This window comes from Streptomyces sp. NBC_00203 (genome assembly GCF_045206325.1).
Classification (GTDB): Bacteria; Actinomycetota; Actinomycetes; order Streptomycetales; family Streptomycetaceae; genus Streptomyces; species Streptomyces lutosisoli.
Map to the genome: position 1 here is coordinate 6732046 of NZ_CP108126.1, position 12966 is coordinate 6745011.

The following is a 12966-nucleotide window of genomic DNA, read 5'->3' on the forward strand; positions in this document are numbered from 1 at the left end:
CGTCTCCGGTCGCGGGCTCAGTGAACGGAGAAGCCGCCGTCAACGAAGATGGACTGTCCGGTGACGTAGGCGGAGGCGCGGCTCGCCAGGAACACCGCCGCGCCCTCGAAATCCTCGGCCAGACCATTGCGGCCGACCATCGTGCGCGCGGCCAGCGCCGCCACCTTCTCCGGGTCGGTCGACAGTCGTGCGTTGAGCGGCGTCATCACGAACCCCGGCACCAGCGTGTTGCAGGTGACGCCGTAGGGCGACCAGGCCTCGGCCTGCGAACGGGCCAGCGACTCCAGCGCCCCCTTGGAGACACCGTAGGCGCCGCTCTGGACGAACGCCCGATGCGCCTGCTGGGAGGTGATGTGGATGATCCGCCCGAAGCCCCGTTCGGCCATACCGGGCCCGAACCGCTGTCCCAGCAGGTAGGGCGCCTCCAGGTTCACCGCCATCGTGGTGTCCCACACCTCGTCGCCCAACTCACCCATGGGCGGACGCAAGTTGATACCGGCGGAGTTGACGAGGATGTCGGGCTCCCCGAATGCCCCGGCTGCCTCCTCGGCCGCCGTACGCACGCCGTCACGCGTGCTCAGATCGGCGCTCACCCAGGCCGCCCGACAGCCGTCCGTCGTCAACTCAGCGACCGTCGCCGTCAGCTCCGCCTCCTTGCGCGCCACGACCACGACACTCGCCCCCGCACGCGCCAGGGCCCCGGCGATGGCCCGGCCGATACCGGAACTGCCACCGGTCACCACGGCGACGCGTCCGTCCAGCGAGAACAGTTCGGAGAGATAGGTCTGCGAGATCATTCCCGCACCCTAGAGGGGGAGTGCCGGCGGAAGTGGTTGGGGGCGCCGGACGGGGCGTTCCTGGGCAACAGGAACGCGAGTCACCTCTTCGGCAGCGGGAGTGGGAGCCACCCGGCACAGACACGCCGTCGTCGCGGGTCATGCGTTCGGCAGAGGCTGCTCCGTCCAAACGGTCTTGCCGTCGTGGGTGTAGCGGGTGCCCCACCGCTCCGTGACCTGCGCGACCAGGAAGAGCCCGCGGCCGCCCTCGTCCGTGCTGAGGGCCCGTCGAAGGTGAGGGGAAGTGTGGCTGGTGTCGGACACCTCACAGATCAGGCAGTGCGTACGGATGAGGCGCAGAGTGACGGGGCCGGCCGCGTACCGGTAGGCGTTGGTGACGAGCTCGCTGGCGACCAGCTCGGTGGTGAAGGCCAGTTCCGACAGCCCCCATTCGGTCAGTTTCGCCGTGGTCAGCTCCCTGGCACGGGCAGCGGAGGTTGCTTCCAGGGGCAGCTGCCATGTGGCGACATTCTGTGGGGGCAGCACCCGGGTACGGGCGATGAGCAGCGCGATGTCGTCGATGGGGAGGTGCTCCTTGGGCAGCAGCGCTTCGACCACGGCATGGCAGGTGCTGTCCAGGGGATCGGCGGAGTGGGCGAGACATTCGTGCAGGTGCTCCAGCGCGGCGTCGATGTCGCCGTTGCGCGCCTCCAGAAGACCGTTGGTGTAGAGCGTGAGCAGGCTTCCCTCGGGGAGGTCGAGGTCGTACGTCTCGAACGGCAGTCCGCCCAGTCCGAGCGGTGGGCCTGCGGGCAGGTCGAGCACGGTCACCTGGCCGTCCGGCGTGGTCACCATCGGCGCCGGGTGGCCGGCACGCGCCAGGGAGCAGTGCCGGGAGACCGGATCGTAGACCGCGTAGACGCAGGTGGCCCCCAGCATCTGCTCGATCATCGACCCATTGCCGCCGGTGTTCGCCTCCAGCTCGGTGGCCAGCAGACTGACCAGATCGTCCAGCCGCGCCACCACCTCGTCCGGTTCCAGGTCGAGGCTGGCCAGGGTGCGCACGGCGGCGCGCAGGCGGCCCATCGAGGCCGCAGCGTGGATCCCGTGGCCGACCACGTCTCCCACAACGAGGGCGACCCGGGCCCCTGACAGCGGGATCACGTCGAACCAGTCACCGCCGATGCCCGGTTCACCGCTCGCTGGGAGGTATCGGCAGGCCACCTCGACGGCCGGCAGGTCGGACGCCGCGCTCGGCAGCAGACTGCGCTGCAGAGTCAGGGCGGCGCTCTGCTGCTGGGTGAAGCGGCGCGCGTTGTCTATGCAGACGGCCGCACGCGAGGAAAGCTCCTGGGCCACGGCGGCATCGTCGTCCTCAAAAGGCTCCGAATGGCGCGATCGCCACAGGCTCACTACGCCCAGTACCAGACCGCGCGCAACCAGGGGCGCCGCGATCAGCGAATGAACTCCGAGACCCAAGGCGATCTCGACCCGCCGCCGGTCCATGGCGTACCACTCGGGGCGGAGGGACAGCAGTCCTTCACAAATCGGGCGACGCTCGAACAGGCACCGCGCCTGCGGAGATTCCGGAAGCAGCGGGACCACATCGCCTTCCTGGAACGGGACGCGGTGTTCTGGGGGTGAGAGGGCAGCTCGGAGCAGCGGACCTGACGCACCGGGAACCGGGTCGTCACCCAGTGTCACCGGCTTGAGGAGATCCACCGAGCAGTAGTCGGCCAGGCCGTGGACGGCCACCTCGGCCAGTTCCCGGGCGGTCTGTGTCACGTCCAGTGAGGTTCCGATCCGGGCGCTTGCCTCATTCAGCAGGGCGAGCCTGCGTTGGGCCCGGTGGCGGTCGGTCACGTCCTCGATCGTCTCGGCCACGCCGAGAATCCGGCCCGAGGGGTCTTCCATCCGGAACGCCGAGACGGACACGATCCGCTCCCGGCCCGGATCATGGCGTGCCCGGGCCGACTGCTCCGTGAAGATCAACGGCTCGCCGGTCTCCAGGACGTGCCGGACCCGCTCCTCGGTCGGCCCCGCGTCCTCGTCGATCATGAATTCGCGAGGGCGACGGCCCACCGGCGCCTCGGCCGGGACACCGCTTGCCTTCTCGACCGCGCGGTTGACCCGAATCACTCTGCTGTCCGGGCCGTAAGTGACCAGACCGATCGGGGACCGGCGGTAGAGGCCGTCCAGCAGCGCACGGTCCCGCTGCCAGGCAATGACCTCCGCGGCGGGGGCTCCGACCAGAACCCACTCCTGACCGTCCCCGCCCCGAGTGACCGCGCGGGCCCGGAAACCCATCTCCACCCGCCGTCCGTCGCGGTGTCGGACGGGCAGGACCCCGAACCAGCCCCCCGTCCTCATGGCGTCCACGACGACGGACCGCACGACAGGCAGGTCAAGGGCGTCCACCAGGAGGTCCTGCCACGCCCGTCCGATCACTTCCTTGGCCGGATAGCCCAGCAATTCCTGTGCACGTGCGCTCCAGCCGACCACGGTGCCTTGATCGTCGAGCACCGCCGAGGCGCCACGCCTGAGGGCGAACGGATCCTCCGGACTCTCGCTGAAATGCATCGACGGCATCGCCATAGCCACCACCTTGCCTACATGACTCCGATGTTCCTCCCCGCGGTCTCCGTTCGCGACCCTCCCGCTTCTCTCGGCCCGGCAGTCCGGCAGGAGTGGCATGGCGACGCTCGGCGTGCATCGAATGGGGTGGCCGCGTTCGCTGCCTCAGCAAGACGATCCGGCCGTGGCACCGCGGCAATGGCGATCGGTGCCACGGCCGGTCGGGCTGTGCTCGGGCCGGTTCGGCTACTGCTCCGATGCCTCCGGCACCCCGCCCCCACACGACCGGCCAGCGGGAGCTTGGCAGCGTGCACCTGAAGCGGTCCGTCATCCCCTCAGGTGGGCAACGAGTTCGTCTCCAAGGGGGTAGGGGCGTTCCTGGGGCAGCAGTCGGGCGGCGGAGTCCAGGTCGCCGCCGCTGACGAGGGCGTGGACCTCGTGGGCGAGCGGGGTGACGTCGCGGATGGCGACCGTCCACTCGTCCGCGTAGCGTCGCGCAGCCTCACCCGAGAGGCCGAGTTGCAGGGACCGGTACGGCAGGGGCCGCAGGTGCAGGTCCCGTTCGGGGTCCCATTGGACGCGAGCGGGCGCGCGCTTCAACTGGCGCTGCCAGGCGGCTCGGTCGGGGTGTACTCCGTGGACGTAGCTCGACAGGCACGCGTGGCGCAGCGCCCACTCGAAGCCGTCGCGGGTGATCTCCACGGCCAGGACGGTCTCCTGACCTGCCTTCGTGCCCCAGCCGCAGCGGTACATCATCCACAGGAACGACGGCTTGATCCACGTCATCCTGTCCCGTTTCCACGCGGCGGGGAAACGGCCCTCGCGGACGGCGGGCAGGCCGATCTCCGGGGAGTACGCCTGGTAGACAGTGATCGTGGATTCCGCGTGGGCCGCGCGGATCCTGCGTTGCGGTTCTTCCATGGCGTACAGCGTGAGGTCGGCCCCGTTCAGGCGGCCATCGATTTTCCACCGTCGTCGGGTACCGCTGGTGTCATTTCCTACTCGGACAGCGGGACTTGGCCGACGGTGTTGCGTCACCAGCCCGCTCGACCTGAAGTCATTGCAGGTCGAGCAGACCGACAGCGGCGCGGTCCTCCGGAGTGGGACGACGGTCCAGGGCGTCGACCTCGGACGACCTCGCGCCTGTCATCCGTCGGCGGGCGCCACGCCGATCGGGCACGAAACGCCCGTCCCGCCGATCCCGCAGTACCCCGCCGGATTCTTGTCGAGGTACTGCTGGTGGTACCCCTCCGCCGGATAGAAGGTGCGCCCCTCCGCGGGGAGCAGCTCCGTCGTGATCGTGCCGTAGCCCGAGCCCGTGAGGACCTTCTGGTAGGCCTCGCGGGAGGCGGCCGCCGTCGCGGCCTGGGCCGGGGTGTGGGTGTAGATGGCGGAGCGGTACTGGGTGCCCACGTCGTTGCCCTGGCGGAAGCCCTGGGTCGGGTTGTGGGACTCCCAGAAGACCTGGAGGAGCCGCTCGTACGACACCACGGACGGGTCGTAGACCACGCGGACCGCCTCCGTGTGGCCGGTCAGGCCCGAGCAGGCCTCTTCGTACGTGGGGTGCTCGGTGAAGCCGCCCTGGTAGCCGACCAGGGTCGTGTACACGCCCGCCGGGAGCTGCCAGAACTTGCGCTCGGCGCCCCAGAAGCAGCCCATGCCGAAGTCGGCGATCTCCAGGCCCTCGGGGTAGGGGCCGAGGAGCGGGGTGCCGAGGACCGTGTGGCGGTCGGGGACCGTGAAGGTCGGCTCGGGGCGGCCGCGCAGAGCCTGCTCGGGGGTCGGGAGCTGCGGTGTACGGCTGTGCAGGAACATGCGGTCTCCACGGGGGTTACTGGGGCACGGGGCCGGGGGGTGGGGTCCGTGCTGTTCAACGTATGAACCCCGGCCGGAATTCCGACGGCCCGGTGGCCGGAGTGCGGGCTGCCTGGTGGCCGAAATTCCAGCGGCTTGGGGGCGCGGGCGCCCTGCCTCAGTGCGACAGCGTCGCCGGGCTCCCACCGTTCGCCTCGTACCCCGCCACCGCCAGCGCCCGGTATATCGCGTAGTCGGCCGCCGGGTCGGCGGTGAGGGTCCAGGGCAGTGCGCCCACGTGGCCGTCCACGTGCACCAGCTGGTTCATCGCCTCCGACCAGCGCTCGCCGCGGACGAGGAAGAAGACCAGGAGGTGGCGGACATGCGCCAGCATCGGGTCGTCCGGGCGGGCCGCGTGGACCGCGAAGAGCGCGCCGTGGACCGCCTTCGTCACGACCTCGCTCTGGTAGAAGCTGCGGACCAGGTTCACCTCGGGGAGGTGCTCGAAGACCGCGAAGAGGGGCATCGCGGCGAGGAGGGAGCCTTGGGGGGCGCGCGCTGCCGCCGCCTCCGCGAAGGAGTTCGCCACCTCCCGCGTGCCGTGCCACTTCTCGCACCAGTAGTGCAGGGCCGCCAGGTGCGCTCCCATGTGGGACGGCGCGCGGTCCAGGATCTTCAGCCAGAGCTTCTCGAACTCCGGCTGGGGGTAGGCGAGTCCGCGGGCCACCGACAGTTCGATGATGTACGGGACCGGGTCACCGGGGGAGAGGAGGGCCGCCTCTCCGCACGCCGCCCGCGCCTCCTCCATGATGATCCGGAACTCGTCCGTCCCCGGCGTCGACGTACGCCACGCCTGCTGTACCAGGAACTCCGCGTGCACCGCCGCGCTGCCCGCGTCCTTGGGCTTCTCGGCCCGCCACACCCGCAGCCACTGCCCGCCCGGCGTCTCGCTGACCCCGCCGGGGCGCTGCTGGAGCTCCAGCGACGCGGCGCCCGCGAAGGCCTGCACACGCTGCCAGCGCCGCTCGCCCTCCACTTCCGTGCCCGCGAGCAGCTGCGAGGCGGAGCGGTAGTCCTGTGTGCGCTGCACCAGGTCCAGCACGTCCAGCAGGTCGTGGTCCGGGCCCGGCATGCGGATGTCCAGCTCCTCCTGCCGCAGGAACCCGTAGTTCGCCGGGTCCGCGGCGTCCGGGTCGCTGGGCGCGACCTGCTGTATTCCGGCGCGCCTGCGCATCAGCACCGGCAGCAGAACCAGGCTGAACATGGCCAGCGCCATCAGGACCCAGAGAATCTCCATGCCTCAAGCGAACCAGACGGGTCCGACAATTGGCGAACCCGGTCGGACTCCGGCCGGTTCCGGCGGGCCCGAGGCCCTTGCGAAGGGCGTAGGACGTCATCAACCGCGCGGGCGCACTACGCTCGGGACCCATGAGCGACAGGCACATCAGTCAGCACTTCGAGACCCTCGCGATCCACGCGGGCAACACCGCCGATCCCCTCACCGGCGCGGTCGTCCCGCCGATCTACCAGGTCTCGACCTACAAGCAGGACGGCGTCGGAGGGCTGCGCGGCGGCTACGAGTACAGCCGCAGCGCCAACCCCACCAGGACCGCCCTGGAAGAGAACCTCGCCGCCCTGGAGGGCGGCCGCCGCGGCCTCGCGTTCGCGTCCGGACTGGCGGCCGAGGACTGCCTGTTGCGTACGCTGCTCAGCCCCGGCGATCACGTGGTGATCCCCAACGACGCGTACGGCGGCACGTTCCGCCTCTTCGCGAAGGTCGTCTCCCGGTGGGGCGTGGAGTGGTCCGTGGCCGACACCAGCGACCCCGACTCCGTACGAGCCGCCCTCACCCCGAAGACCAAGGCGGTCTGGGTCGAGACGCCCTCCAACCCCCTCCTCGGCATCACCGACATCGCCGCGGTCGCGCAGATCGCGCGCGAGGCGGGCGCCAAGCTCGTCGTCGACAACACCTTCGCGACCCCCTACCTCCAGCAGCCGCTCGCGCTCGGCGCGGACGTCGTCGTGCACTCCCTGACCAAGTACATGGGCGGCCACTCGGACGTCGTGGGCGGCGCCCTGATCGTCGGCGACCAGGAGCTCGGCGAGGAGCTGGCGTACCACCAGAACGCGATGGGCGCGGTCGCCGGGCCCTTCGACTCCTGGCTGGTGCTGCGCGGCACCAAGACGCTCTCCGTGCGCATGGACCGGCACAGCGAGAACGCCGGCAAGGTCGCCGAGATGCTCACCCGGCACGCGCGCGTGACGCGCGTTCTCTACCCGGGCCTCCCGGAGCACCCGGGTCACGAGGTCGCCGCCAAGCAGATGAAGGCGTTCGGCGGCATGATCTCCTTCCAGGTCGAGGGCGGCGAGGAGGCGGCCGTCGAGGTCTGCAACCGCGCCAAGGTGTTCACGCTCGGCGAGTCTCTGGGCGGCGTGGAATCCCTGATCGAGCACCCCGGGCGCATGACGCACGCGTCCGTCGCCGGTTCCGCCCTGGAGGTCCCGGCCGATCTCGTACGCCTCTCCGTGGGCATCGAGAACGTCGACGACCTGCTCCAGGACCTCCAGCAGGCCCTCGGCTAGGCATCAGGAGGCAGGCAGGCCGGCTGGCAGGCCTACCAGCCCGTCAGCGGTGGAGTCGTCTCCGACGGCGGCTCCACCCACGGACGGGCCACCGACGCCCAGACGATGAAGGCGACGGCCGCGGCGAACAGCAGCAGCCACATCAGACGCCGGGCCACCGTCCTGCGGCGCAGCATGCGCCCGCCACGGCGTACGACGTCCGCGTACAGGTCGGGCGGCACCGGGGGCGGCGCCTGCTCCAGCATCCGCCGTACGGCCGCCTCGCGCTCGGGCCGGTTCACGGAAGATCACCTCGCAACGGGCGCACCGGGCGCGCCGGACAAGCGGTCCGGCTTGTTTCCGCTGACGGGGGTCCGGGGGGTGTCCCCCGAGAGGGCACAGTCGGCACAGTCATGAGGGTGCCACCTCCACCCTGGTCGGTGCCGGGCCCCGCGGCGGGTGCAGCAGCGTCGCCATCGCGCGGGCGCAGATCGCACTGACCCGTTCCGTGGGGAGCCCGAGCAGGGCCGCCGTCTGTTCCTCGGCGACCCCCTCGTACAGCCTGAGGACCAGAATCAGCCGCTCCTGGGGTGTGAGCCGTGCCAGGACGGTGTCGGCGGAGGGACGGAACCTGAGCCGCCCGAAGCTCCCGTACTGGTGCCAGGCCGCGCGCGCGAAGCGGACCGCCAGCTGCTGGCGCGCGCAGTCGTACGGGTCCTCGCCGCGCAGCCGGTCCCAGGAGGCGTACGTGTGGGCGAGGGCCAGCGTCAGCAGGCGCCGGGCACGCGGGTTGGCGTCCCGGGGCTCCGCCGTGAGCAGCGTGGCGGCATGCAGCAGCCGCCCGGCCGCGCCCGCGACGAACGCCTCGAACTCCCGGGCCCGGCGGGCGCCTTGGGACGCATGCCGTTCTCGCACCGCGCCTCCCGTCTGAGGGCGACCCTGAGGGAAACGGAGCCCCGGCCGCGTACGACATGCCGCACCACGTACGACAAGGACCCGGTCTCATATGAGGCCAGGCGCCGCCTTCCGGTCAAGAGTCCGACGCACATGCACGCGCGTAAGGGGAGGAAGTGGGGAGCAGGGGGAGGGTTCACGCGCGCGTGGAGGCCTCGGGAAGATCTCCGTGCGCGTGCAGAACCGGCAGCGAGCCGCGGCCGCGCCACGCCCCGCCCGCGCCGGACGACCTACGTGCGCGGGGACCCTGGAAATCACCCACCCGCGCGTGAAGCCATGAAGTCACCCGCGCGCCCGGCGAACCCTGGGAAATCACCCTCACGCGCGTGGAGACCGCGGACACGGTGAAGTGCCCCGCGGAAGTTCAGGAAGTCGGCTCCGGCTCCGGCTCCGACACCGGCATGCCCTGCGCGGCCTGGCGGGCGGAAAGCGCGCTGTTGAAGCGCGTGAGGAGCGTGCAGAACGCCTCGCGCTCCTCCGGCGCCCAGTCGTGTGTCAGCTCGGCCATCAACTGACGCCTGGAGGAGCGCACTTCGTCGAGCCGGGACTGCCCGCGCGGCGACAGCTGGAGCACCACCGCGCGCCCGTCCTCGGGGTGCGACGTGCGCTTGACGAGCCCGGTGTCGACCAGCGGGGCCACCTGCCGGGTGACCGTCGAGGAGTCGATGCCCATGCTCGCGGCGAGCGCCTTGACGCCCATCGGGCCTTCCTTGTCGAGGCGGTTGAGCAGCAGGTACGCGGCGCGGTCCATGGAGTTGCGCACCTGCCCCACCCCGCCGAGCCGGGTCTGTTCGGCACGGCGGGCGAATACCGCTACCTCGTGCTGAAGCGTGTCCAGGAGACCGGTGTCACCGACGGTCGTCATGTCCATCGACATTTCTGGTGTTGTGGGCATGGCCGGGGGCTCAATTCATGCGTGGGGAGCTGGGTTGGGGGACAGGGTACGCGGCCGGGAGGCGGGTCGTACCGGGGCTGCGCAAACCGGTCTCGGAGCGTGGTCACACCAGGAGGGGACCCGCGTGAACTGCGAGACTGGTGGTCATGAGCTACAGCACGGCTGACTCCTTTCCCAGCGTGACTCTCGACGACGTACGTGGCGCGCAGAAGATGCTCACGGGTGTGGCGCGGGTGACCGCGATGGAGGGCAGCAGGTATCTGACCCAGCTGGTGGGCGCACCGGTCCACTTCAAGTGCGAGAACCTCCAGCGCACGGGTTCGTTCAAGCTGCGCGGCGCGTATGTGCGGATCGCGGGGCTGCTTCCCGAGGAGCGCGCCGCGGGTGTCGTCGCCGCGAGCGCCGGAAACCACGCGCAGGGCGTCGCCCTGGCCTCCGCGCTGCTCGGCGTGCGCTCCACGGTGTTCATGCCCACCGGCGCCCCGCTGCCGAAGGTCGCGGCCACGCGCGACTACGGCGCCGAGGTGAGGCTGCACGGACAGGTGGTCGACGAGACGCTGGCCGCCGCGCAGGAGTACGCGGCCGAGACGGGCGCGGTGTTCATCCACCCCTTCGACCACCCCGACATCATCGCGGGCCAGGGCACGGTCGGTCTGGAGATCCTGGAGCAGTGCCCCGAGGTGCGCACGATCGTTGTCGGGATCGGCGGCGGCGGGCTGGCCGCGGGAGTCGCGCTCGCGGTGAAGTCGCTGCGTCCGGACGTACGGATCGTCGGTGTGCAGGCGGAAGGCGCGGCGGCGTACCCGCCGTCGCTGGCGGCCGGGCGCCCGGTGTCGATCAAGAACCCGGCGACGATGGCCGACGGCATCAAGGTCGGACGGCCGGGCGATGTGCCGTTCCGCCTTGTCGAGGAGCTGGTGGACGAGGTGCGCACGGTCTCCGAGGACAATCTGTCCAGCGCGCTGCTGCTCTGTCTGGAGCGCGCGAAGCTGGTCGTCGAACCGGCCGGCGCGAGCCCCGTCGCGGCGCTGCTGCGCGAGCCCGGGGCCTTCGAGGGCCCGGTGGTGGCCCTGCTGTCGGGCGGGAACGTGGACCCGTTGCTGATGCAGCGCATCCTGCGGCACGGCATGGCGGCGGGTGGCCGCTACCTGGCGGTGACGCTGCGGCTGACCGACCGTCCCGGCGCCCTGGCCACACTTCTCGGGGTGTTGTCAGTGGCGGACGCTAACGTCCTCGATGTGAGCCACGTACGGACCGATCCACGGCTCGGACTCACGGAGGTGGAGGTCGAGCTGCACCTGGAGACGAAGGGGCCCGAGCACTGCGCCGAGGTGAACCTGGCGCTGCGCGAGGCGGGTTACACGGTCATCGACTGAGGTCAGGGCCGCGTCAGGGCCACTGTCAGTCCCGGGTGGAAAAATCTGTTGAGCGACGCGATACATCGCGTTACGGTGTGTCTCTTGCTGCTCATTTCGTGAAAATCCCCAACGACGTGGAGAACTCACATGCCAGGCGCCATCTATGCCGAAGGCCTGGTGAAGACCTTCGGTGACGTAAAGGCTCTGGACGGCGTCGATCTCGATGTCCCGGAAGGCACCGTTCTGGGCCTGCTCGGGCCGAACGGCGCGGGAAAGACGACCGCGGTCCGCTGTCTGACGACCCTGTTGCGCCCCGACAGCGGCACGGCGGTCGTCGCGGGCATCGACGTACTCAAACACCCCGACGCGGTCCGGCGCAGGGTCGGCCTCTCCGGACAGTTCGCCGCGGTCGACGAGTACCTGACCGGCCGCGAGAACCTGCAAATGGTCGGCCAGCTCTACCAGATGAAGGCGAAGGCCGCGAAGGTGCGGGCGGACGAACTCCTGGAGCAGTTCAACCTCGCCGACGCCGCCGACCGCACCGCGAAGACGTACTCGGGCGGTATGCGCCGCCGGCTCGACCTGGCGGCCGCCCTGGTCGTCTCGCCCCCGGTGATGTTCATGGACGAGCCGACGACCGGCCTCGACCCCCGCAACCGCCAGCAGCTGTGGGACGTCATCAAGCAGCTGGTCTCCGGCGGTACGACGCTGCTGCTGACCACCCAGTACCTGGAAGAGGCCGACCACCTCGCCCACGACATCTGCGTGGTCGACCACGGCCGCGTCATAGCCCGCGGCACCGCCGACCAGCTCAAGGCGCAGACCGGCGGCGAGCGTGTCGAGGTCGTCGTGCACGAGCGCGAGCACATGGAGACGGCTTCCGAGGTGTTGCGCGGCTTCGGCAAGGGCGAGACCACGGTCGAGGAGCACACCCGCAAGCTCACCGTGCCCGTCACCGGCGGCGCGAAGCTCCTCGCGGAGGTCATCCGCGAACTGGACACCCGCGGCATCGAGATCGACGACATCGGCCTGCGCCGCCCCACCCTGGACGACGTCTTCCTCTCGCTCACGGGCCATATGGCCGAGGAGCGGGAAGAGGGCAACGGAGCGGCGGGCGGCAGCAAGGGTCCCAAGCGCCAGAAGGAGGCCGGCAAGTGAGTGCCGTGACCGACGCCGTGCAGATCGCGGCGCCCTCGAACCCGTTCAGCCAGTCCATCCGCGACTCGCTGGTCGTCGCCAAGCGCAATCTGATCAGGATGTCCCGGATCCCGGAGATGGTGATCTTCGGACTGATCCAGCCGATCATGTTCGTGGTGCTGTTCAGCTATGTCTTCGGCGGCTCCATGCAGATCGGCGGCAGCACCAGCCCCACCGACTACCGCAACTTCCTGATGGCCGGCATCTTCGCGCAGACCGTCACCTTCGCCACCGCGGGCGCCGGCGCGGGCATCGCCGACGACATGCACAAGGGCCTCATCGACCGCTTCCGCTCGCTGCCCATGGCGCGCGGCGCGGTGCTGACCGGGCGCACACTCGCGGACCTCGTGCAGACCGCGCTGACCCTGCTGGTGCTCGCCGTGGTCGCCCTGCTGGTCGGCTGGCGCGTGGGCTCCGACGGCGACACCAACGCGGGCAAGGTTCTCGGCGCCTTCGGCCTGCTGCTCCTGCTGGGGTACGCGTTCACCTGGATCGGTGCGCTGATCGGCCTCTCCGTCCGTACGCCCGAGGCGGCCACGTCCGGCGGACTGATCTGGCTCTTCCCGGTCACGTTCATCTCGAACGCGTTCGTGGACTCCAGCAACATGACGCCATGGCTGCGGCACATCGCGGACTGGAACCCGTTCAGTGCCACGGTGCAGGCCTCCCGTGTGCTCTTCGCCAACCCGGGCCAGTCGAAGTCGGACGCCTGGCCCATGCAGCACTCGATCTGGGCCTCGGTGATCTACTCGGTCCTGATCGTCGTGATATTCAGGACGCTGGCGGTGCGCAAGTACCGCTCGGCGACGGCGTGAGGGCGATGACCGGCCGATCGTGACCTGGGCATGACGGTGCC

12 protein-coding genes are annotated in these 12966 nt (G+C 70.3%); 4 read left to right on the forward strand and 8 right to left on the reverse strand.

The annotated features are described in order from the left end of the window. Positions 1-17: 17 nt before the first annotated feature. From OG975_RS30260 to OG975_RS30280, 5 genes are all read right to left on the reverse strand, one after another. Entirely contained in the window at positions 18-797 is a 780-nt protein-coding gene (locus OG975_RS30260) for an SDR family NAD(P)-dependent oxidoreductase (protein ID WP_406332531.1), read from the reverse strand. A gap of 138 nt (positions 798-935) precedes the next feature. Further along, positions 936-3371: a SpoIIE family protein phosphatase gene (locus tag OG975_RS30265; RefSeq protein WP_406332532.1), complete on the reverse strand. Its 2436-nt coding sequence runs from the start codon at positions 3369-3371 to the stop codon at positions 936-938. A 306-nt stretch (positions 3372-3677) separates the two neighbouring features. Further along, positions 3678-4271: a DUF4291 domain-containing protein gene (locus tag OG975_RS30270; RefSeq protein WP_406332533.1), complete on the reverse strand. Its 594-nt coding sequence runs from the start codon at positions 4269-4271 to the stop codon at positions 3678-3680. Between the two features lie 225 nt (positions 4272-4496). Next, entirely contained in the window at positions 4497-5165 is a 669-nt protein-coding gene (msrA, locus tag OG975_RS30275; RefSeq protein WP_406332534.1) for a peptide-methionine (S)-S-oxide reductase MsrA, read from the reverse strand. A gap of 157 nt (positions 5166-5322) precedes the next feature. Continuing rightward, positions 5323-6441, reverse strand: coding sequence for a hypothetical protein (locus OG975_RS30280; protein ID WP_406332535.1), 1119 nt, complete (start codon positions 6439-6441; stop codon positions 5323-5325). Positions 6442-6572: 131 nt separating this feature from the next. Here OG975_RS30280 and OG975_RS30285 point away from each other — a divergent pair, with 131 nt between their 5' ends. Continuing rightward, entirely contained in the window at positions 6573-7727 is a 1155-nt protein-coding gene (locus OG975_RS30285) for a cystathionine gamma-synthase (RefSeq protein WP_406332536.1), read from the forward strand. Between the two features lie 32 nt (positions 7728-7759). Here OG975_RS30285 and OG975_RS30290 read toward each other — a convergent pair whose 3' ends face one another. The 3 genes from OG975_RS30290 to OG975_RS30300 form a co-directional block, all read right to left on the reverse strand. Continuing rightward, complete coding sequence (locus tag OG975_RS30290) at positions 7760-8008, reverse strand: hypothetical protein (RefSeq protein WP_406332537.1); 249 nt, start codon at positions 8006-8008, stop codon at positions 7760-7762. A gap of 109 nt (positions 8009-8117) precedes the next feature. Then, a complete protein-coding gene (locus tag OG975_RS30295; RefSeq protein ID WP_406332538.1) occupies positions 8118-8621 on the reverse strand; it encodes a sigma factor-like helix-turn-helix DNA-binding protein in 504 nt (167 codons plus the stop codon). Between the two features lie 403 nt (positions 8622-9024). After that, positions 9025-9537 carry a MarR family winged helix-turn-helix transcriptional regulator gene (locus OG975_RS30300; protein WP_406332539.1) on the reverse strand — a complete coding sequence of 171 codons (513 nt, stop codon included), beginning with the start codon at positions 9535-9537 and terminating at the stop codon, positions 9025-9027. Between the two features lie 164 nt (positions 9538-9701). On the opposite strand from OG975_RS30300, the gene ilvA reads away from it, so the two are divergent. From ilvA to OG975_RS30315, 3 genes are all read left to right on the forward strand, one after another. Continuing rightward, positions 9702-10931 carry a threonine ammonia-lyase gene (gene ilvA, locus OG975_RS30305; protein WP_327431262.1) on the forward strand — a complete coding sequence of 410 codons (1230 nt, stop codon included), beginning with the start codon at positions 9702-9704 and terminating at the stop codon, positions 10929-10931. A 129-nt stretch (positions 10932-11060) separates the two neighbouring features. Then, on the forward strand, positions 11061-12071 hold the full coding sequence (locus OG975_RS30310; protein WP_406332540.1) for an ATP-binding cassette domain-containing protein: 1011 nt from the start codon (positions 11061-11063) through the stop codon (positions 12069-12071). Next, positions 12068-12925 (forward strand): ABC transporter permease, encoded by an 858-nt coding sequence (locus OG975_RS30315; protein ID WP_406332541.1) that lies wholly within the window; start codon positions 12068-12070, stop codon positions 12923-12925. Before OG975_RS30310 ends, OG975_RS30315 begins: the two co-directional genes overlap by 4 nt. Positions 12926-12966: the final 41 nt, after the last annotated feature.

Coding starts and splice junctions, on each gene's coding strand:
- OG975_RS30260 (WP_406332531.1), bottom strand. CDS start 797: ATGATCTCGCAGACCTATCTCTCCGAACTGTTCTCGCTGGACGGACGC.
- OG975_RS30265 (WP_406332532.1), bottom strand. CDS start 3,371: ATGGCGATGCCGTCGATGCATTTCAGCGAGAGTCCGGAGGATCCGTTC.
- OG975_RS30270 (WP_406332533.1), bottom strand. CDS start 4,271: ATGGAAGAACCGCAACGCAGGATCCGCGCGGCCCACGCGGAATCCACG.
- msrA (WP_406332534.1), bottom strand. CDS start 5,165: ATGTTCCTGCACAGCCGTACACCGCAGCTCCCGACCCCCGAGCAGGCT.
- OG975_RS30280 (WP_406332535.1), bottom strand. CDS start 6,441: ATGGAGATTCTCTGGGTCCTGATGGCGCTGGCCATGTTCAGCCTGGTT.
- OG975_RS30285 (WP_406332536.1), top strand. CDS start 6,573: ATGAGCGACAGGCACATCAGTCAGCACTTCGAGACCCTCGCGATCCAC.
- OG975_RS30300 (WP_406332539.1), bottom strand. CDS start 9,537: ATGTCGATGGACATGACGACCGTCGGTGACACCGGTCTCCTGGACACG.
- ilvA (WP_327431262.1), top strand. CDS start 9,702: ATGAGCTACAGCACGGCTGACTCCTTTCCCAGCGTGACTCTCGACGAC.
- OG975_RS30310 (WP_406332540.1), top strand. CDS start 11,061: ATGCCAGGCGCCATCTATGCCGAAGGCCTGGTGAAGACCTTCGGTGAC.